Here is a 19978-nt window from a genome sequence, read left to right on the forward strand (position 1 = left end):
TGTCGTTCCGGTTGCTCCGGAATCGGTTTCGGGGGTTCAGTGACACCCTAAAGTTATCCACAGTCCGCGTCTACGCCCCGCCCGATCCCGGACCCGGCTTTTCGGGGGAGCAGAGTCACATCATCGGGGTATCAGAGTCGGACCAACGTGGGATCAGAGTCGCGCGGCTTCAAAATTCACTCTGAACCTCTTGGAGTCAGGGCAGAATTCCATGGCTGCATCCTTCTTAACGAGTCTGATAACCTTGATCTAACAGGTCATCCGTGATCCGATCGCCACAGCTGCCTCATCCCCTCCCTTGAAATCATGGAAAAATCGCGACCATGTGCGCATTCCTCTTCCATGTGCGCTCTTTTCGGGTATCATACTTGAAACTGCGTACATAAGCGCAAAGAGCGGTCTCCGGGTGTTCCGGCCCACCGCGAGCGGACAGCGAGCAGAGCCATGAAAAGCCCCCTGAAGACCGGTCAGAAAACAGGCCACAAAACCGGCCCGAAGGATGCGGGGAAACCGCCCTACGTCGGCCTCGACCCCGACATCGCCGCCACCCAGCTTGAGGCCCCCGCCTCCACGCAGGACTTCGCGCGCATCGCCAAGGCCTGCGCCTCCGGCCGCCACGATCTCGAAAGCCGCGGACTGAAGGAGAACGGCGAACGGACCCTCCGGCTGTTTTCGACCTGGGAGATCACCCGCTACCTGATCCCCGTCGCGACCGGCCATTTCCGTCGCGTGCTGAAGGAGAACCCTGACCTGCCGCAGGGCCTGTCGGAGACCAATGGCGGCGCTAAGTGGTTCACCCTCGACGAGGTGCTCAAACTGCGCGCCCATTTCGGGGCCAAGGGATCGAAGGCCAAGGACTACCGCCCCTACCGCCCCGAGGGGCTGCCGGCCAAGATGCTCGCCGTGGCCAACTTCAAGGGCGGCGTGGGCAAGACCTCGACGGCGGCGCATCTCGCCATGTCCGCCGCGCTCGACGGCTACAAGGTGCTGGTGATCGACCTCGACAGCCAGGGCTCCATGACCTCGATTTTCGGTGGCAAGGTGGCCGACGAATGGCAGACCGTCTTTCCGCTGCTCGCGCGTCACTACGCCCGCACGCTGCAATCCGACAATCAGGCCCGGGTCAGCCGCGGCGACGCGCCCCAGCCGCTCGACGACACGCTTTCCGCCGCGCTCGACGTGAAGGCCTCCGACCTCGTGCAAAAAACCCACTGGCCCAACATCGATCTCATCGGCGCGCAACTGAATCTCTATTGGGCGGAATTCCAGATCCCCGTCTGGCGCATGAACGCGCGCGGCTGGCGGCTTTGGGATGCCCTCACCGACAGCCTCGACGAGGACGGTCTCCTCGACCAATACGACCTGATCTTCCTCGATACGCCTCCCGCCCTCGGCTACCTCACGATCAACGGCCTGGCGGCGGCGGACATCCTGCTGGTCCCCCTGGGCGCCTCCTTCCTCGAGTTCGACTCCACGGGCCGCTTCTTCGACATGCTGCACGCCACCTTCGGCTCCATCGAAGAGGCGGAAAACATTGCCGCGCGCGCCCTGGGCCGCGACGGGCTGGCGTTCGAGTGGGATGCGGTGCGCGCGCTCATCACCCGCTACGACAGCGGCCAGCAGGCGGAACTCGCCGCACTGATGCAGAGCTACCTCGGCCCCACCCTCTCCCCGCATCGGCAGGGCTTCACCGCGCTGATCGGCCAGGCGGGTGAGCAGGTGCAGGGCATCTACGAGGCCGACTACCGCGACTTCAACCGCGAGACCTACGCCCGCGGCCGTGAAACCTTCGACGCCACATGGGCCGCCGTGAAAAGCCTCGTCATGGGCGCCTGGCGGCGCGACGAACTGGCCACCGCCCGGGCGGCTGAATGATGGGGGCGCCTGTGACCCCGGTGGACGGGGGGCTCCGCCCCCCGCGCTTGCGCGCTCCCCGGGAGTATTTCGGAAGCAAAGAAGCACAGACGCAGCTTTCCCGTTTCTCTGCTTTACAAATACTCCGGGGTCCGGGGCAGCGCCCCGGCGCTCTCCACCGCCCGTTCCGTTCAGACTTTCTTGACCACGTTTCCCACACTGGTCCCTACCCGCAGGAGACCCTGACATGGCCAAACGCAAGCGCCTGACCCCGGCCAACCCGGCCTTCATCGACCCCGCGCCGGAGGTCACATCCGCCTTTCCCGCCACAGCCCCCATGCGCGCGCCCATTGCCGATGTGGCGCGGGAGGCCTCCGCCACGGCCGCGGTCGAGGAGATGGCCGAGACGCTGCGCCGCGCGCGCGAGGGAGGGCGGATGGTGATCGCCGTGCCGCTGGAGGAGGTGCAGACCGATTACCTCGTGCGCGACCGCGTCGGCGTCCCGACCGAGGAGCAGGGCGCGCTGATGGACAGCATCGCGCGTCGCGGCCAGCAGACGCCGGTTGAACTCGTGGACCTCGGCGAGGATGCGCACCCGCGCTACGGGCTGATCTCCGGCTGGCGGCGTGTGATGGCGCTGAAGGAGTTGCACCGGGAACGCGGGGAGGCGGATGCCGACCGCTTTGCCGAAGTGCTGGGCCTCCTGCGCCGCCCCGCCGAGCAGGCGCAGTCCTACCTCGCCATGATCGAGGAGAACGAGATCCGCGTGGGCCTCAGCTATTTCGAGCGCGCCCGCATCGCGCTGAAGGCGGTCGAGCAGGGTGCCTTCGAGGACGAGGGGGCGGCGCTCTCGGCGCTTTACGAAAGCGCCTCGAAGGCGAAGCGCTCGAAGATCCGCAGCTTCATGGCGCTGGTGCGCGATCTCGACGGCATCCTGCGGTTCCCGGCGACCATCGGCGAGCGGTTGGGCCTGCAACTGGCGCAGGCGCTGGAGGCGGAGGCGGAACTGCCTGATCGTCTGCGCGCGGCGATCGAGGCGGGCGAGCCGAATGACCCGGAGGCGGAACAAAGCCTGATCCGCATGGAACTGATGGCGAAGACCGCGAAGAAGCCGAAGCCCGAGAAACCCGCGCCCAAACCCCCGGCCCCCATTCACCTGCGCCGTCAGGGCGCACACCAGATCCTGCTGGAGGGGCGTGGCGTCGACGACGCTTTCCTCGGGGATCTCGAAGTCTGGCTGGCGGCACGTCAGAAAGCATAACGCAATCGGGGGCACGGCAACCGTTTCTTGGTAAATTGCGGGTTAGGACTGGGGCGGACCCACCGAAAGCCGCCCCTTTGTATCACCGCGCCCGCCGTCTCTTTGCCCTCTATGCCGCCTGGCACCTGCCGGCCGACCGGCTGGCGCGGCGCCATGACCGGCTGCGCCTTCTGCCGGGGTTCCTGTGGCGCGCGACGCGCTGCCTGCCGCAGGCGCTGCGCTGGGTCCGCCACCGCGATCCCGTGGCGCGCGCGCGGGTGAAGCAGGTGCTGGGCCTGCACGGCCGCGACACGCGTTTCTTCGATCCCCGTCTGTTCGAACCACAACTTCCCGCGCGCCCGCCGCGCGGTGGCGGGGTGACGCTGGTCATGCCGGTCTACACGCCGCCCGGTGGCAATGCGGCACTGTTGCAGCAGGCGCTGGCACGGGTCGCGCAGACCGACCTGACCTGGCGTATCGTGCTGGTCGAAGATGCCTCTCCGCATGCCGACACCCGGACCTTCCTGCGCGACTGGGCCGCCCGCCACCCTGCGCATCTGATCGAGAATACCGCCAACCTCGGCTTTGTCGGCAGCGTCAATCGCGGGCTCGACCTGGCGCGGACCTGGGACGATCCCGTGGTGCTCCTGAACTCCGACGCGCTGCTGCCGCCGGACTGGGCGCCGCGCCTGCTGCGCCCCTTGTGGGAGGATGCCTCCGTGGGGTCCGTCACGCCGCTGTCGAACGATGCGGAACTCGCTTCCGTCCCGGAGGCGGGCGCAGCCAGTCCGATCACGCCGGAGGCCGCGCTGGCCATCGACCGCATCGCTGCGGGGCTGAACGCCCGCGCCTGGGTGCCGACGCCCGCCGGCGTGGGGTTCTGCATGGCGCTGTCGCGTCAGGCGCTGGAGGTCGTGCCGCGCTTCGACGAAGTTTTCGCCCCGGGCTACGGAGAAGAGGTCGACTGGTGCCAGAGGACCCGCGCGGCGGGCTTCTCCCATGTCTACACGCCCGCGCTTTACGTGGCGCATGTGGGCGGGCAGAGCTTTGGCTCGACCCGGAAACAGGCTCTGATCCAGCGCAATTCCGAAGTCATCTCGCGCCGCTATCCCGGCTTCGACGCAGAGGTGCAGGGGTTCGTCAAACGCGATCCTCTGGCCTCGGCGCGGCTGGCGCTGGGGCTTGCCCGGGCGGAGGTCATGCGCGCCGGCCCCCTGCCCGTCACGCTGGCGCATTCCATGGGCGGCGGGGCAGAGATCGACCTGCAGCGCCGCCTTGCCCGCGATCTCCAGCAGGTCGGCGCGGCGCTGGTGATCCGCGTCGGCGGACCCTGCCGGTTCCTGCTGGAACTGCATGGGGTGCGGGCCGATGGCTCGGCGGGCGTGACGGCGGTGCAGACGGCGGACTGGGCGGATGTGGTCTGCCTGCTGGCACCGGTGACGCGCCGCGCGCTGGTCTATTCCTGCGCCGTGGGCGACCCGGACCCGGTGACGCTGCCGGGGTTCTTTCTGGCACTGCGCCGCGCCGGTGACAGCCTGACGGTGCTGATGCACGACTACTTCCCGCTTTCGCCGAACCATATCCTGCTGGAGGAGGGCGAGCGCTGGCAGGGGTTGCCCGATCCGGCGCGGGCCTCCGTCCGTCATACGACCCACCGCCCTGATGGCGCGTGCGTGACCCTGGCGGACTGGCGGGCGCATTGGGGCAGGCTCCTGCGGGCCGCCGACGAGGTCACCTGCTTCAGCGCGGCGGCGCAGGCGCTGGTTACCCAGACCTACCCGCAGGCCCACTGTGCCCTGCGCCCCCATGCCCTGCCCGTTCCGGTCCCCGCCGTGTCGCGGCCTTCGTCGGGCAGGCCCGTTCTGGGCCTTCTGGGCAACCTCGCGCCGCACAAGGGCGCACGGGTGGCCGCAGTGCTGGGGCGGGCCTGCGCGCGCTCCGGTGCGGGCGCGGGCCTTGTGCTGCTGGGCGACCTCGACCCTGCCTACAGGCTGCCCGCCACCGCCCGGCATCACGGCCGCTACGCGGTCGATGACCTGGCCGCGCTGACCGCCCGCTACGGCATAACCTGCTGGCTGATCCCCTCGCTCTGGCCAGAGACGTTTTCCTTTACCACACACGAGGCGCTGGCCACCGGCCTGCCGGTGATGACCTTCGACCTTGGCGGTCAGGCGGAGGCGCTGCGCGCTGCCTTGGCCCAAGGCGCCCCCGGCGCGCTTCTGCCGCTCGACTGGGCCGATGACCCGGCTGCCCTCCTGTCGCTTGCCGCGCGTCTCTCCGACGCGCGCCAGGTCGCGTGAGTGCCCACATGAGGCCACCGCCGCGCATCCTGCTGCATGTGAGCGCCCCGAAATGCGGCAGCTCCGCGCTGCAGACGGCGCTCTCGGCCAGCCCGGTGCTGCGCGGCTCCGATGGCAGTCGGATCGCCTATCTCGCCGCGCTCCCGGCGCGGTGCCGCGGCTGTCACGAGGGCTGGATCGGTCGCAGGGAGGCCCCCTACCACGACCTGCTGCGCACGCCCTAGGCGCGGCTGCACGACCCCGAAGAGCTTGTCATCCTGCACGCGGTGCTCTGTGACGCGGTCGATCGCGCCGCCCGGGCCGGGGGCCTGCCCTGCCGCGCCCTGCCCGGGCCGCCGGGCCGCATGCCCTTCGCGATGCGCCCGTTGCCGCCGTGATGGAGGCATTGCTGGAAATGGACCGCGCCTGCCGTCGCCGCCGCCTGCCCGGTATCCTGTCCCGGACCCTGCCTGCCGCGCGTGCGGTTTCGCGCGCGAAACCGACAGAGCACGGAGGATGTATATCGCCCGATGGCCGGTGACGCGGTCGGGAACGCGGTCAGGCGATGAGCATCAGGGCAAGGCTGACGAACAGCACCCAGAGCAGCAGGCCCAGGATGATCCCGGGCGTGAACCACCATCTCGGCGGGAGCCGCGCATCGGCACGTCCCTCCGCAGGACCGTTCTGACGGGCTTCTCCGCCCACTCCCGCCGGACCGAGATCCGGGAAGGCGGGGCGATGGCGGGTCTCGGCGTATCCTGGCATTCTGCACTCCATGGTCGATCTTGCATGTCCCGAAGAGAGGCCGCAGTCCGGGGTGGTCGCCCGTCGGACGGGTGCGGGTCAAAGGCCTGAAGGAAATCGAACAAGAAAACGGCCAGCTTCAGAGAGAGGTCTCGGATCTAATGCTCGACAAGCTGATCCTGAACGAGCGCTGGCGCCGTCATTATCACAATCCGGCCCCAGAGCACCTTGGCTACCGTCCACCGGCGCCCGAACCACCATCCCGATGGACCAAAGGTTTATGCAATAACTTTCAAATCGGATGTCCGAGACGGGCAAAGCCAATGCGGGCTCGCGCTCAGCCCGGAGTATCGGAAGGGAGGGATCTCATCCTGACGATGTTCGCGGGAGCCTCGGGTTTTGGGTCCCTTGGGGCCCGAGATGCGTCGATCAGGTCGAGCCGCGCAAGCTCGAGTATGAGGCGCGTGCCCGGCCCGATTCGTGTCAGCCCGTTCTCCCGCGCGTAGTCCCCCATGTCGGAGAGCACTTCAATTATCCAGTCGTGGTTCGGCATCCATATTCCTCTTCCCCGCTTTATTAGATCGCCGAAAAGTTTCGAAAAAATTAATGATGGAGTATCGTTCAGTGTTATCGGGACTATAGACTATAGGTGTGTTGAGGAAGGGCGGCCTACCCATCCCCGCCAGCCCGTAGGTTAGTGTCGCCGCAGGCCTCCAGCCGGTAAGGCAGTTTGTTAGAACCTTAACGAAACGGCCCGGATTTGCCGCAATGCGCACCCGGTAGAAGAACGTTCCCCGTGTAGTGGCTGAGGCGCTCGCACAGGAGACGACCATGCCGCATTACGACGTATCGCTGACCGATCTGCAATCCACCGGCCGCCACGTGCAGGATGACCATTTCGCCGCGAACGCCCTGCAGGCCGTCAACATCGACGAACATGGCCACGCGGGCCCCACCGACGGCTTCCAGTCCGCGATCGAGACGCTGGATATCAACCATATCCGCTATCCCGGCGGCGCCACCGAGAATGTCATCGACATCACCCGCCTGCAGAACGGACAGGTCCGCGACGAGGTCGCCCGCGTGCTCGACTGGGCGCGCACCGGCGGCACCGACGGCGGCCCGGTCAAGGTTACGCTGGTGCTGCCGACCAAGACCGATATCCCCCCGAAACAGGTGCAGGCCTTCATGGAGAAGGTGCTGACCGACTACGGCGATGTCATCGAGTCGCTGGAGATCGGCAACGAATACTCCATCGGGCGCTACGTGGCGGGGGCCGACCGCAGCGCGCACCCGGAGGACAATCCCGACGGCGACTTCGTCTCCTCCATGTCGGAGGAGGAATACGGCATCGCCGCCAACCGGGTGATCAACGCCTCGCTCGACGCCATGGCGGCGGTGCAGGCGCGCGGCATCGATGCCGACCCGAAGATCCTCGTCCAGATCGGCGAACCGCAGGGGCCGGGGAGCAGCTTCAAGGGCACGGGCACCTTCGAGGATGCCAGCCGCGCCATCCTCGCGGAACTCGACCAGCGCGCGCTCGATGCCATCGACGGCGGCGTGGCGCATTACTACTACAATCAGGATCATTCGGACGGTCAGGCCTTTGAACACAGCTGGCAGGAGCACCGCAGCCTCGACTACCGGAGCGACAATTTCAGCGATCTGCTGGGCCGGGACGTCGATCTCTACATCACCGAATGGAACGTGCTGGCCAGCAACTACGAGCAGCTGGGCGCCGCCAGCACCGGCATCCTGCTGGAGATGTTCGAATTCATGGTGCAGGCGGGGGTGCAAGATGCCTTTGTCTGGCCGCTGCAGCACCGCACCGGGTCCAATATCGCGGGCAACCGGCAGGTGGACGAGATCGAGCTGACCATCGGCGGCACCGCCTTCCAGATGATGTCCGAGAGCCTGCGCCCCCAGGAAAGCGAGACCGGCCGCGTGACGGAGTTCGAGAGCATCGCCTCCGACAGCACCGGCAGCGGCGGCAAGGTCGAGGTCAACGTCTTCAGCAGCGACTACCAGGACGTGCTCTTCGTCAGCCTGCGCGATCTCGACCGCGCCACCGTCGACCTGAACATCCAGCCCTTTCTGGACGACGCGCTGTCGGTCACGGTGGATCAGGTGACGATCGACACCAGCACCGCCGACGGGCTGTCGGACATGGCGGACGAGGCGGGGCTGAACCGCATCGGGCGCCGCGTCATCGACCGGGAGGAGGCCGATCAGCTGCGCACGCTGGCCTTCTTCGAGGAGGGCAACAAGAACCACCTGCGCGAGATGGCCAACGGCACCTTCCAGACCTACCTGCCGACCTTCGACAGCATCCTGCCGCTGGTCGCCAACCCGCGCGGCGTGGAGGATTACTACTTTGCCACGGAAACCGACGTGGATGCGCTGATCACCCGGCTGGAGGGCGACTTTCTGGGCGCGGGCGTCGTCGGGCTGACCATGATGCCCTACGACATGGTGCGCATCGTGATCGACCACAGCGTCGAGCAGCGCGGCACGGCGGGCGACGACCTGCTGCTGGGCGGCACCGGGGCGGACGCGCTGATCGGCGCCTTCGGCAACGACATCCTGCGCGGCGGGGAGGCGAACGACACGCTGAAGGGCGGCTACGGCGACGACCTGCTCGATGGCGGCGAGGGCGAGGACTACCTCGTGGCGGGGGATGGCGCGGATACGCTGCTGGGCGGCGCGGGCGATGACGTCTTCGTGCTGACCACGGGTGCGGCGACGGTGGACGGCGGCGACGGCCACGATGTGGTGCGGCTGGACATGGCCTCCGACGCGGTTGAGTATGGCTTCCTCGACGGGCGGTTCGTCATCCTGACCGATACCGGCATCGTGGAGGTCCGCGACGTGGAGCGGTTGCAGTTCGACGATGGCGGCATGGCGCCGGATGACGCGCTGGTGACGGTGATGCTCTCGGCAGAGGCGGAGAGTTCGGAGTCCGCTGCCGCTGCCGCCGCCGAACCGGAGGGGCTGATGGGGTAAGCGGGGCCGAAGACCCCCGCCCCTTGGGGCCGAAGGGTCCCTGCCCGCCAAACCCGTCACAATTCCAGCAGCATCTTGTGGTCGCGCCGGAGCAGCATCAGCCCGGCCACCAGCGTGCCCAGTCCCAGCGCCAGCACATAGATCTCCGACACATAGGGCGCGCTGTAGGTCGGGTAGAAGCCGCGCCGCACGAGGCCGATCACATGCACCAGCGGGTTGAACCACAGCCAGTCCCGGTAGGGTTCGGGGATGCTGTCGAACAGGAAGAAGATGCAGGAGACCAGAAACAGCGGCCGCATGGCGATGGACCAGATCCGCTGGTAGATCGGGAACCGCACCGTCAGGTAGCTGTTCAGCGTGCCCACCCCCAGCGTCAGCAGTCCCACCAGTGCGTAGGCGGTGACGATGGTGCCGCCGTCGGGTCTCACCCGCGTTTCGAACACCGCCATGATCCCGCCCAGCACGATGTAGCCGACCAGCACCTGCACCATGAGGTTCAGCGCGAACCGCGCCGCGATGGCATCGACAAAGGTCACCCGCGGGTAGACCAGCAGCGGGCGGGAGTAGTTCAGCGCCTGCGACAGCTTCCCCGTGATGTCGGTGAACAGGATGAAGGGCAGCATCCCCGTGGCGTAGAACATGGCAAAGTTCTTCCCCAGCGAGGGCGCGTGAAAGCTGATGGAGAAGACCGCCGTCAAAAGCGCGATGCCCGCCACCGGCTCCAGCACGGCCCAGAGATAGCCGCCCGGTGACCGCCCGTAGGTGGTGGACATCTCCCGCAGCATCAGCGCCGCCACCGCGCGCAGCGTCACCAGACGCGGCAGTGGCCTGCGGCGGCGCAAGGGGGGCCCTTTCGGGGCGAGAGGGGCAGGCATGCGGATCCACTCCGTCATCTGGGGCGCTCCGAAGGGGGCGTCCCCTTTGTGACGCGTAAAGCTTTCATAGAGGTTTATCGGCCATGCTCCGATCCGCGTCGGACAACAGCGGAAGACATGCCTTGAGCCAGGTGAAGAAGATCCCAACCCCGCCGGATCAGCCAAAGGGCCAGGCCCCCTCCCCCTCGCCGGTTGCGACCGCCGAAACCGCGCTGCAATCGCTGGAGCCGCGCGCCCAGCCCGGCACCCGCATCACGCCCGTTCAGCCTCATCCCCAGCCCCACCACCCGCCGCCCCATCAGCCGCGCCCCGCCGCGCGCCCGATGCGGGCGCAGCCCACCGCCGGGGCGGCGCGGCTCAGACGGCGGCACTGGGCGCTGCTGTGCAGCTTCGCCTTCGGCGTGCTGCTTCCGGCGGCGCTGGTGGGGCTTTACCTCTTGACGCGGGCGGCGGATCAGTATGCCTCCACCGTGGCCTTCTCCGTCCGTACGGAGAAGGCGAACCCGGCGGTGGAACTGCTGGGCGGGATCACCGCGCTGTCGGGATCGTCGTCGTCCTCGGATACCGACATCCTCCACGAATACCTGCAAAGCCAGAAGATCGTCGCCGACATCGACGCCCAGATCGACCTGCGCGCCATGTGGTCCGGGCCCTACGACCGCGACCCGTGGTTCGCCTTCGACCAATCCGGCACGATCGAGGATCTGGTGGAGCAATGGGCCCGCATGGTGCGTCTCTCCTACGACGATGGCGCCGGGCTGATCGAGGTGCGCGTGCTGGCGTTTACACCGCAGGACGCGCAGACCATCGCGCAGGCGCTCTTTGACCACTCCAGCCGGATGATCAACGAACTCTCGGATATCGCGCGCGAGGATGCCATTCGCTACGCCCGCGCCGACCTAGACGAGGCGCAGGCCCGGCTGTCGACGGCACGCGCGGCGGTGACGCGCTTTCGCAATGAAAACCAGATGGTCGATCCGGCCGCCGACCTCGAAAGCCAGGCGGGGCTGCTGGGGTCGCTGCAGCAGCAACTGGCGAACCTGCTGGTGGAATACGACCTGCTGGCGATCCGCACGCGCAAGGACGACCCCCGCCTGCGTCAGGCTGAGGCCCGGATCACGGTGGTGCGCAACCGTATCGAGGAGGAGCGCCGCAAGCTCGGGCTGGCGGGCACGGGTGAGGCGGAGACCGTGCCGGACGATGGCAGCCCGGATGGCGGTCCCGGTCGAAGCAAGGGCCCCTATGCCACGCTTTACGGCGAATACGAACGGCTGGTGGTCGACCGCGAATTCGCGGAGGCAAGCTATACCGCGGCCCGTGCCGGCTTCGACGCCGCCCGCGCTGAGGCCCGCCGTCAGAGCCGCTACCTCGCCGCCTACGTCCGGCCCACGCTGGCGCAAAGCGCGCGCTTCCCCGAACGCGGCGTGCTGATGGGGTTGGCAAGCCTGCTGATCCTGCTGGTCTGGGGGACGCTGATCCTCGTGCTCTATGCGCTGCGGGACCGGCGGTAGAGGCCGGTAGCCGCTGGAAGGAATGAGCCGTGATCCGCTTCGAGAACGTCACCAAGCGCTACGTCACCGACGGCAAGGTGAAGACCGTGGTCGAGGGCCTCGACCTCGACCTGCCGACGGGACGGTCGGTGGCGCTGCTTGGCCGCAATGGCGCGGGAAAGTCGACGCTGCTGCGGATGGTTTCGGGCGCCACCCTGCCCACCGAGGGGCGCATCGTCACCCGCGGCCTCGTGTCCTGGCCCGTGGGCTTCGCCGGCAGCTTTCACCCCGATCTCACGGGGGCGCAGAACTGCCGCTTCATCGCGCGCATCTACGGCGTGGATACCGAGGAACTGGCCGACTTCGTCGAGGAGTTCGCGGGCATCGGCATGCACTTCCGCCTGCCGATCCGCACCTATTCGTCGGGCATGCGCTCGCGGCTGGCTTTCGGTGTCTCCATGGGCATCCGCTTCGACACCTACCTCGTGGACGAGATCACCGCCGTGGGTGACGCGGCCTTTCGCGAACGCTCCGACGCGCTCTTTGCCACGCGACTGGAAACCGCAGGCGCCGTGGTCTGCAGCCACGCCATGCCGCAACTGCGCAGGCTCTGCGACTGCGGCATCGTGCTGGAACTCGGCCGGGCGTATTTCCACGACGATGTGGAGGACGCCATCGCCCATCACCGAGAGATCATGGCCCGGCTCGCCGCTGCCTGAAACGACTCTGTCCCGGCGTTTCGCGCGCGAAACCTGTCTGCGCCCCTGGAGAAGGACGCGCAGCCCTGCCGCTTCTCCTTGGACAAATACCTCCGGCGGGATCGCGGCACGCGCGGGGGCAGCGCCCCTATCCCTCGCGTGGTTTCGCGCGCGAAACAGTCTCTATACACGCCCCAAAGCGGCCGCGAGCCAGAGCGCGGCGTCGGCAGGCGCGTGCCTGCGCGACACGCCCAGCCGCGCCAGCCGCGCGGCCCGGGCGGGGCCGGCGCGCGGCGCGCGGTCCAGGTCCGACAGAAGCGCGTGCGCCTCCCGCATCAGCCAGGGCGCGGCCCGGGCGAGGGCCGTGCGGTTGGCGGCCTGCAGGCGCGGGCCTTCGGGTCCCAGCACGCGGGCAAGGCGGGAGAGCCGTGCCAGCACCCCGCGCGGGGCGCCCAGAACGTTGCCTGTGTGCTGGCGGTAGTCCAGCACCACCGCCGGATCGCAGATCACCGTGCCGCCGCAGGCGGTGACCAGCAGGTAGAGCCACCAGTCGTGGAAGGGCACATCAACGGCCCCCACCGCGCGCACCAGCGCCAGCGCCGCCGGGTTGAGCACGGCGGCATGCCCCGACACCCGGTTTTCCACCAGTGCGTTGCCAAAACTGGCCGCGCCGTGGTGTTGCCGCGACCAGCCCAGCGGACGGCCATCGGCGGTGACATGGCGGCTGCGGGCACTGTAGACGGCGGGGGCAAGGGGCGCGCAGGACGCCATTTCGAGGCGAAACAGAGCCTGTTTCAGCTTCTCCGGATACCAGATGTCGTCCTGATCGCTGAGCGCCACGGGCGCATCCAGCGTGCCCTCCGGCAGGTCGGACGCGCAGAGCAGATCGAGGAAATGCGCCGCCGCCCCCCGGCAGGGGCCTGCGCGCAGGGTGACGCGGGCCGGGTTTCGCGCGCGAAACGCCGCAAGGATTTCAGGCGTCGCATCGCGCGACCCGTCGTCCGAGGCCACGAGGTGCCAGTCCACGCCCTCCTGCGCCGCGATTGAGGCAAGCTGCGCCTCCAGATGCGCCGCGCCCTCGTGGCAGGCCATCAGGATGGTGACGCGGGGCAGGGGCATCGGGCGACTCCGGGGCGGGTTCTGGGAGAGTTCTGGGCGGGGCTGGAAAGCACTGGGCCGATCCTCCGCCTGAAAGGTAAAATTCCCGACAATCTCCGCTTTGCCGCCGCAGCCCCCGGCGCGGGGGCGACGCATCCTCCTGAGACGTATCCGGCCGAGACTTCCCGCCTTCGCGGGCCGGACGCGCGCGCCGCCGAAATCGGAGAACCGGGGGACGATCTGCTGGCGGGCGGCGCCATGGGCGACACCATACCGGGGCAGAGCGGGCGGACGTTCTGTCGGGCGATGCGGGCGACGACCTGATCGTGGCGGAGACGGCAGATCCCGGTTTCGACGCCGCTGCGGGCCAGGTGGTCGGCTGTTTCAGGCGACGCTGGGGCGGCAACCGGCGCTCGAGACATGGCTGGGTACCATGGACAACGGCATGACGCGCGCCTAGGTGGTCGAGCGGTTCGCGAATACCGCGGAATTCGTGAACCTGACCCATGACGGCATGGTCGGCTTCATGCGCGGACAGGGGGGACGACACGCTGACCGGCGGGGCGGGCAACGATACGCTGTTCGGCGGCGCGCGGGCCGATACCTTCATCTTCGACGCGACGCAGGCGGGGACAGACCATGTGGTCGGGCTGGAGGCCTGGGATCAGGCGGTGATCGAGAACGCGCCTTGGAGCGATATCTCCGAGATCATGGCGATGCTGGTGCAGGAGGGCCATGATGTGGTGCTGGATCTGGGCGCCGCTCAGAGGTCTGGTAAGATCGTCTTCGACAACACGTACCTGCACGAGATCCGCTCCGACCTTTTCCTGTTGGAATAGGCATCTTTGGGTGAGTGAGAGACTGTTTTGGCGGCAGCGGACAAGGAATTCCGATCCGCCTGACCGGTCGGGATCGTGAGTATTTCCACTAACGTGAGTATTTCCACTAAGAAGACGCTGGGGGCGCGACGGGAGCATCGTTGGGGCATCGTGAATAGGGACCGGTGCAGGGTGCGCGACCCGGGCTTCTTTGCTTCGTAAATACTCCCGCCGGAGGCATCCGCCCTTTCTCCTAGCGAAGAAAGGCGATTTTGCGCTTAAACAGAGCCTGTTTCGCGCGCGAAACCACAGGACCAGACCACGGGTCAGGCACGCGGCACCGGCACGCGGGGGGCGGGCATGTCGTGAAACTTCTAACGAAACGCCGCCCCGCGACGCCGGGGCGTGGCGCAAAACCGCCAGATTTCGAGGGCCTTCTTCCCCCTGCGGGGGCGCGGGGTGCGAAGGAGGCCGGGTATGGATGTCGCAAGCGCGGCAGAACGCTACATGCTGGAACTCATCAATGCGGAGCGCGCGGCAGCCGGGTTGCCGCCGCTGGTGCTGGAGCAGAACCTCAACACCTCCGCCGATCAGCACAGCCGGTGGATGACCGAAAGCGATACCTTCAGCCACACCGGCGCGGGCGGATCGAGCCATACCGATCGCATCCGCGCGGCGGACTTCGATCTGGACGGCAACTGGCGCACGGCAGAGAACATCGCCGCGGTGACGGCCTCCGGCCTTGCCGACCTGCGCGACGAAATCGACCGGCTGCACACCAACCTGATGAACAGCCCGACGCATCGGGTCAATATCCTCGACCCGGCCGTGACGCATGTCGGGCTGGGCATCGTGACCGGGCCGATGACCTACGCCAGCGGCACCAGCTATCAGAGCGTGATCGTCACCCAGAACTTTGCCGCCTCCAGCCGGGGCGTGCTGGATCTCGACCTGGCCGGGACGGAGGGCGCGGACCGGCTGACCGGCGGGGTGGGAGACGACCATCTGCAGGGCGGCGGCGGCGCGGATGTGCTGCAGACCGGCAATGGGGCCGACACGGTGCTGGGCGGCGCGGGCGACGACCGCATCGATCTGGGCCAGCTGGTGGGGGCGAAACAGGTCGATGGCGGCGCGGGCACCGATCGCGCGGTGCTGCAGATGGCACAGGACGCGGTGGCCTACGGCCTGCAGGGCGGGCAACTGGTGGTCGCCGGCGATTACGGCGCGGTGCGGCTGAACGGTGTCGAATGGTTGCAGTTCGACGATGGCGCGGTCTCTGTCGCGCAGGTGATCGCGGGCCTGTCCGGGCCGCCGCGCGTGGTGCGCACGGGCAGCGCGGGCAACGACCAGCTGGAAGGCGGCGCGGGGCAGGATCTGCTGACCGGCGCGGGCGGGGCCGACACGCTGATCGGCGGCGCGGGCGACGACGTGCTGAAGGGCGATACGCGCGGGCTTTACGGGACGGCGGAGTCGGGCGCGGTCTACCGGCTTTTCGATACGGTGCTGGGGCGTGCGCCGGGGGTCGACGGGCACCAGCATTTCACCGCGCAGATCGCCTCTGGCGGGCTCAGCCTCGGGGATCTGGCGGCGGGGCTGGTGGCCTCGGCCGAGTTCCAGCAGGTCTACGGCCCCACCACGAACGCGGAATTCGTGACACTGCTGTATGAAAACGTCTTTGGCCGCCCGCCCGCGGCCTCTGGTCTCGCGGCGTGGACGGCGGTGCTGGATGGCGGGCGGGGGCGGTCGGACGTGGTGCGCGACTTCTCCGAGACGGCGGAACACGTGCTGCGCACCGGGGCTGCGCTCGGGGCCTTCGAGGCGGGGCGCGACCCGGCGCAATGGTCGGACGATGTCTATCGCCTCTTCGACGTGGTCTTTGGCCGGGAACCGGGGGCGCAGGGCTTTGCCGACTGGACCACGATGCTGGCCGATGGTGCCGACCTCAACGCGGTGATCCGGGGCTTTACCGCCTCGGCGGAGTTCCAGAACTCCTACGGGGACACCACCGATGCCGAATTCGTCACGCTGATCTTCCGCAACGTGCTGGGCCGGGAGCCGGCGGAAAGCGGGTTGAACACATGGGTGGATGCGATCGGCCACGGCATGACCCGCGATGCGGTGGTGCGCGCCTTCATGGAAACGGCGGAATACGTCGCGGCCACCGACGATCCGCTGACGGATTTCATGCGGGGCTTTGGCCGGGACGACGTGTTGGAACCCGGAGCGGGCGACAGCGTGCTGTCGGGGGGGATGTACGCGGACGCCTTCGTGTTCGACGTCACCAGCGATGGCACCCACGAGATCACCGACATGGAGGCCTGGGATACCATCGTGCTGGAGGGCTTTGGCTATGCCGGCGCGCAGGAGGCGCTGGCGCATTTCGAACAGGTCGGGGAGGACGTGGTGTTTGACGATCAGGGCGTGCGCATCGTGCTGAACGACTGGACGCTGGAGGAGGTCACGGGGGATATGCTGGACATCCTCTGATCCGCGCCCCGAGGTCTTGCGCGGAGGGGCGCGGGAGGGGCTGAAACAGTCTCTGTTGCGCCTCAGAACTGCTCCAGAAGCAGGGCGGCGGCGATGGCGATCAGCATCAGCCCGCCAAGCCAGCCCATCGCCCGCCGCGCGCCGCGATGGCCGTTCAGCCGCCGCGCGAGGCTGCCCCCCATGAGCGCCACGGCAAGGTCGGAGGGCACCGCCGTCAGCGGCACCAGCGCGCCGAGGATCAGCAGTTGCACCGCGACGTGGTCACCGTCCGGCCCGGCCGAGACGAAGGGCGGCAGGAAAAGCGCGAAGAAGAGCACGGTCTTGGGGTTCAGAAGCTCTACCAGCATGCCGCGCCGCACGATGGTGCCCAGCGGTGCCGTGGGCACCTGTGCGGCGTGCAGCTCGGCCTCCGCCGCCTGTCGCGCCTCGCGGATCATGCCGATGCCCAGCCATACGAGGTAGGCCGCCCCCGCCAGCCGCAACACCGGCACCACCCATGCCGCAGAGGCAAAGAGCGCCGCCAGCCCCAGCGCCGTCGCCACCGCCAGCGCGACCCCGCCAAGGCAGAGCCCCAGCGCGGAGGCGAGGCCGGCCGCGCGGCTTTGCCCGATGCTGTGCGACAGCACATACAGCATCGACGGTCCGGGCGTGGCGCTGAGGGCGAGGCCCGCGAGGGTGACGGCAAGCAGCGAGTGTTCAGTGGGGAGCATCATGGGCGGATTTCCCTTTCGATCCGGGTCTCAAACGGGTTGTGGACGGGGCCGGCGGGCGTGTTGCGCCGCCGCCGCAGGTAGGGGAAGTCGCGCACCAGCATCCGTTCCAGGTGCGCGCCGGCGGTGAAGGGCTCGTAGCGCGGCGCCTCGCCTTCGGGCACCAGCGCGGGCAGGGGGCGGATCAGCGTGCCGTGATTGGCGGCGACGAAATAGGGCATGGAGAAGCGTTCCGGGCTGAGGTTCAGCACCCGGTGCGGGGTGGAGCGCAGGATACCGTTCGACCAGGCCTCCAGCATATCGCCGATATTGACCACGTAGACGGCCGGATCGACCGGCACGTCGATCCATGTATCGGCGGCGGTCATCACCTGCAGGCCGGGGTTGCGGGTGTGCAGCAGCGTCAGGCATTCGTAATCGGTATGCGCGCCCATGTTCACCGTCTTCTGCGCGCCGGGATCGGCGCCGGGTCCGGTGGCGCGGACGTAGTGCAGCAGCCGCAGCTGCGAGACGGGTTTCGTCATGTGACGGGTGAGCGTGCCGGGGGGCAGGCGCAGGTGGCGTTCCAGCGCGCCGGTCACCAGAAGCCCCAGCCGTGCCACGCTGGCGAAGTAGCGCGCGATGGTGGCGTGGAATCCGGGCAGCGCGGGCCAGGGGTTCGGCCCCAGCGTGATCGCGCCACGGGCAAGGCCGGCGACCACTTCCGGATCGTCCCACGGCAGGTCCGGCCCGAGGTCGAAGGCCTCGTAGTTGCGGTTGACCTCGTCGGCGTAATCGCCTTTTTCCGAGAAGGGGACATAGCCGCGATGGTTGCGGTTTGCGCCGATATAGTGACGCATCTTCAGCGTTTCACGCTGGGCAAAGAAGGCGGCGGCGGCCTGATAGGCCTCTTCGATCAGGGCGGGGTCTATGCCATGGCCGGTGATGCGGAAGAAGCCGATTTCGCGCGCGGCGCGGCCCAGCTGATCGGCGATCCCCCGAAGCGTTTCGGGATCGTCCGAATAAAGGCCGGAGACATCGATCAGAGGCAGGGTTCTGCCGCGGGCCAGTCTTGGATGAAATGTCATTGCGGTTCCCCAGACGCCACACGGGGCAAGAGTTACGCAACCACCGTTAACGTACTGGTGGTTAACAAAAAGTATCGATTCGCTCAGGAGTCCTGTCTGGCCGGTTCCTGAGCGTGCGCATGCGCGCCGTCCTGTTCGTCATCGGTTCCGGGGCTTTCGGTGCTCTCGGGCAGGGCGGGCAGCAGGACATGAAAGGTGGTGCCGGCGCGGGTGGGGTCGGTTTCCGACACCACGGCCACCGCACCGCCCGACTGCTGCACGAAGCCGCGCACGATCGACAGCCCCAGTCCGGTGCCCGCCCCCACGGGTTTCGTGGTGTAGAAGGGATCGAAGATCTGTTCGCGCCGTTGCGCGGGAATGCCGGTGCCGGTGTCGCTGACGCTGAACCGGACGTAGCGGCCCGGCGGCAGATCGACGCCGGGGAAGGGCGCCTCTCCCAGCTCGAGGGTCATCTGCCCTGTCGACAGGGTGACGGAGCCGCCGTCCATGGCCGCGACCATCGCGTCGCAGGCGTTGTCCACGAGGTTCTTGAGCACATCGGTCAGCGCGCCACGGTCCATGGCAATGCGCCACGGGGCGCCACCGAGGTCGAGTTCGAGCGGGCAGGCGGTGCGGCGGCCGGCCACGCGGGCAAAGCCCGTCACGAAGTCGTCGGGCTCCAGCACCACGGGGGCGAGCCGGGTGCGCTGCGCAAAGACCAGCATGTCGCGCATGAGCCGCGCCCCCCGCTGTGCGGCCTCATGCGCCTCCGCGAGGCAGGGCGCCACGTCCTCGGGCAGGTCGGAGGCGGCGTCCGCCAGTTCGAGATTGCCCAGAACCACCGTCAGGATATTGTTGAATTCATGGGCGAAACGCCCCGTGAGCTGCCCCAGCGCCTCGAGCTTTCGGGCCTCGAAGAGCCGCGCCTCCAGCGCCTTGCGGGCGGTGATCTCGCGGGTCAGCTGCGCGTGGGAGGCGACCAGGTCCTGATAGCGGTCGGCGGAGCGTTCGGTTTCCGCCAGAAGCTCCAGCTTGGCGCTGGTCATGGCGGCGACGGTGCCGAGGATTTCCAGTTCGGTCTCGCCAAAGGCACCGGGCTCGGGGTGTTCGCTGTCGATCACGCCGACGACCTCGCCGCGCACCACGAGCGGCACGCAGATCTCCGACCGCGCCACCTGCGTGTCGGGGATATAGTTGTGATCCTGCAGCAGGTCCTCGATGACGATGGGTTTCTGCGTCTGCGCCACCTGCCCGGTGATGCCGCGCCCGAAGGGGATGATCAGCGGGTTGAGGATATTGCGCCCGTAGGGATTCTTCTCGCCCCAGGCGGCGACCTGGTGCAGTTCGGTGCGGGCGGGGTCGGACTGGTAGATCACGCAATCGACGAAGTTCAGTTTTCCCACGACGTTGCGCGCCACGTACCACAGCAGATCTTCGACGCTGGGTATGGCGATAAGGTCCACCGCGAACCGGTTCAGGGTCCGCAGCGAGGCGGTGTCGTCGCCAGGCGTCGCAGGCGGCGACAGTGTCGGTAAGCGCTTCTGCACGTCGCGGTTCCTGATCTCCCGGCCCTGATCCTATCGCGAAAGGGACCTGCGTAAAGGGATTTCTCCTGATGGGCGAGTGCTGGCCTGCC

Annotated in this window: 15 protein-coding genes; 9 read left to right on the forward strand and 6 right to left on the reverse strand. The window is 68.0% G+C overall.

The features are described from left to right. Nucleotides 1-444 precede the first annotated feature (444 nt). The 4 genes from J5474_RS18620 (at nucleotide 445) to J5474_RS18635 (ending at nucleotide 5618) form a co-directional block, all read left to right on the forward strand. Nucleotides 445-1875 (forward strand): AAA family ATPase, encoded by a 1431-nt coding sequence (locus tag J5474_RS18620; RefSeq protein ID WP_209362904.1) that lies wholly within the window; start codon nucleotides 445-447, stop codon nucleotides 1873-1875. A gap of 226 nt (nucleotides 1876-2101) precedes the next feature. Then, complete coding sequence (locus J5474_RS18625; protein ID WP_209362906.1) at nucleotides 2102-3115, forward strand: hypothetical protein; 1014 nt, start codon at nucleotides 2102-2104, stop codon at nucleotides 3113-3115. A 77-nt stretch (nucleotides 3116-3192) separates the two neighbouring features. Further along, a complete protein-coding gene (locus tag J5474_RS18630; RefSeq protein ID WP_209362908.1) occupies nucleotides 3193-5394 on the forward strand; it encodes a glycosyltransferase in 2202 nt (733 codons plus the stop codon). Between the two features lie 8 nt (nucleotides 5395-5402). Next, nucleotides 5403-5618: a hypothetical protein gene (locus tag J5474_RS18635; RefSeq protein WP_209362910.1), complete on the forward strand. Its 216-nt coding sequence runs from the start codon at nucleotides 5403-5405 to the stop codon at nucleotides 5616-5618. Between the two features lie 313 nt (nucleotides 5619-5931). On the opposite strand, the gene J5474_RS18640 is transcribed toward J5474_RS18635, so the two are convergent. Next, entirely contained in the window at nucleotides 5932-6138 is a 207-nt protein-coding gene (locus J5474_RS18640; protein ID WP_209362911.1) for a hypothetical protein, read from the reverse strand. An 810-nt stretch (nucleotides 6139-6948) separates the two neighbouring features. Here J5474_RS18640 and J5474_RS18645 point away from each other — a divergent pair. After that, nucleotides 6949-9120: a calcium-binding protein gene (locus tag J5474_RS18645; protein WP_209362912.1), complete on the forward strand. Its 2172-nt coding sequence runs from the start codon at nucleotides 6949-6951 to the stop codon at nucleotides 9118-9120. 56 nt (nucleotides 9121-9176) lie between these two features. Here J5474_RS18645 and J5474_RS18650 read toward each other — a convergent pair whose 3' ends face one another. Continuing rightward, nucleotides 9177-9962: an ABC transporter permease gene (locus J5474_RS18650; protein WP_245216577.1), complete on the reverse strand. Its 786-nt coding sequence runs from the start codon at nucleotides 9960-9962 to the stop codon at nucleotides 9177-9179. 164 nt (nucleotides 9963-10126) lie between these two features. Between J5474_RS18650 and J5474_RS18655 the strand changes: the two genes are divergently transcribed. Beyond that, the gene (locus tag J5474_RS18655) at nucleotides 10127-11506 is read left to right on the forward strand and encodes a KpsE/RkpR family capsule polysaccharide export protein (protein ID WP_425342901.1); all 1380 of its coding nucleotides are present in this window, start codon (nucleotides 10127-10129) and stop codon (nucleotides 11504-11506) included. Nucleotides 11507-11535: 29 nt separating this feature from the next. Beyond that, on the forward strand, nucleotides 11536-12204 hold the full coding sequence (locus tag J5474_RS18660; RefSeq protein ID WP_209362915.1) for an ABC transporter ATP-binding protein: 669 nt from the start codon (nucleotides 11536-11538) through the stop codon (nucleotides 12202-12204). Nucleotides 12205-12366: 162 nt separating this feature from the next. On the opposite strand, the gene J5474_RS18665 is transcribed toward J5474_RS18660, so the two are convergent. Further along, complete coding sequence (locus tag J5474_RS18665; RefSeq protein WP_209362916.1) at nucleotides 12367-13302, reverse strand: glycosyltransferase; 936 nt, start codon at nucleotides 13300-13302, stop codon at nucleotides 12367-12369. A 485-nt stretch (nucleotides 13303-13787) separates the two neighbouring features. Here J5474_RS18665 and J5474_RS18670 point away from each other — a divergent pair, with 485 nt between their 5' ends. Together J5474_RS18670 and J5474_RS18675 are read left to right on the forward strand one after the other, a co-directional pair. Next, a complete protein-coding gene (locus J5474_RS18670; RefSeq protein ID WP_209362917.1) occupies nucleotides 13788-14120 on the forward strand; it encodes a hypothetical protein in 333 nt (110 codons plus the stop codon). 456 nt (nucleotides 14121-14576) lie between these two features. Beyond that, the gene (locus J5474_RS18675; RefSeq protein ID WP_209362918.1) at nucleotides 14577-16586 is read left to right on the forward strand and encodes a DUF4214 domain-containing protein; all 2010 of its coding nucleotides are present in this window, start codon (nucleotides 14577-14579) and stop codon (nucleotides 16584-16586) included. Between the two features lie 62 nt (nucleotides 16587-16648). Here the strand turns inward: J5474_RS18675 and J5474_RS18680 are convergent, their stop codons facing one another. The 3 genes from J5474_RS18680 to J5474_RS18690 all read right to left on the reverse strand — a co-directional run bounded on the left by J5474_RS18680 (nucleotide 16649) and on the right by J5474_RS18690 (nucleotide 19889). Continuing rightward, on the reverse strand, nucleotides 16649-17299 hold the full coding sequence (locus J5474_RS18680) for a LysE family translocator (RefSeq protein WP_245216578.1): 651 nt from the start codon (nucleotides 17297-17299) through the stop codon (nucleotides 16649-16651). Next, nucleotides 17296-18363, reverse strand: coding sequence for an isopenicillin N synthase family dioxygenase (locus tag J5474_RS18685; RefSeq protein ID WP_209362919.1), 1068 nt, complete (start codon nucleotides 18361-18363; stop codon nucleotides 17296-17298). Before J5474_RS18685 ends, J5474_RS18680 begins: the two co-directional genes overlap by 4 nt. 83 nt (nucleotides 18364-18446) lie before the next feature. Next, nucleotides 18447-19889, reverse strand: a complete 1443-nt coding sequence (locus J5474_RS18690; protein WP_209362921.1) for an ATP-binding protein — start codon at nucleotides 19887-19889, stop codon at nucleotides 18447-18449. Between the last annotated feature and the right edge of the window lie 89 nt (nucleotides 19890-19978).

Source organism: Sagittula salina, from assembly GCF_017813235.1.
GTDB lineage: Bacteria > Pseudomonadota > Alphaproteobacteria > Rhodobacterales > Rhodobacteraceae > Sagittula > Sagittula salina.

Coding starts and splice junctions, on each gene's coding strand:
- J5474_RS18670 (WP_209362917.1), top strand. CDS start 13,788: ATGACGGCATGGTCGGCTTCATGCGCGGACAGGGGGGACGACACGCTG.
- J5474_RS18685 (WP_209362919.1), bottom strand. CDS start 18,363: ATGACATTTCATCCAAGACTGGCCCGCGGCAGAACCCTGCCTCTGATC.
- J5474_RS18640 (WP_209362911.1), bottom strand. CDS start 6,138: ATGCCAGGATACGCCGAGACCCGCCATCGCCCCGCCTTCCCGGATCTC.
- J5474_RS18620 (WP_209362904.1), top strand. CDS start 445: ATGAAAAGCCCCCTGAAGACCGGTCAGAAAACAGGCCACAAAACCGGC.
- J5474_RS18675 (WP_209362918.1), top strand. CDS start 14,577: ATGGATGTCGCAAGCGCGGCAGAACGCTACATGCTGGAACTCATCAAT.
- J5474_RS18635 (WP_209362910.1), top strand. CDS start 5,403: ATGAGGCCACCGCCGCGCATCCTGCTGCATGTGAGCGCCCCGAAATGC.
- J5474_RS18625 (WP_209362906.1), top strand. CDS start 2,102: ATGGCCAAACGCAAGCGCCTGACCCCGGCCAACCCGGCCTTCATCGAC.
- J5474_RS18665 (WP_209362916.1), bottom strand. CDS start 13,302: ATGCCCCTGCCCCGCGTCACCATCCTGATGGCCTGCCACGAGGGCGCG.
- J5474_RS18680 (WP_245216578.1), bottom strand. CDS start 17,299: ATGATGCTCCCCACTGAACACTCGCTGCTTGCCGTCACCCTCGCGGGC.
- J5474_RS18645 (WP_209362912.1), top strand. CDS start 6,949: ATGCCGCATTACGACGTATCGCTGACCGATCTGCAATCCACCGGCCGC.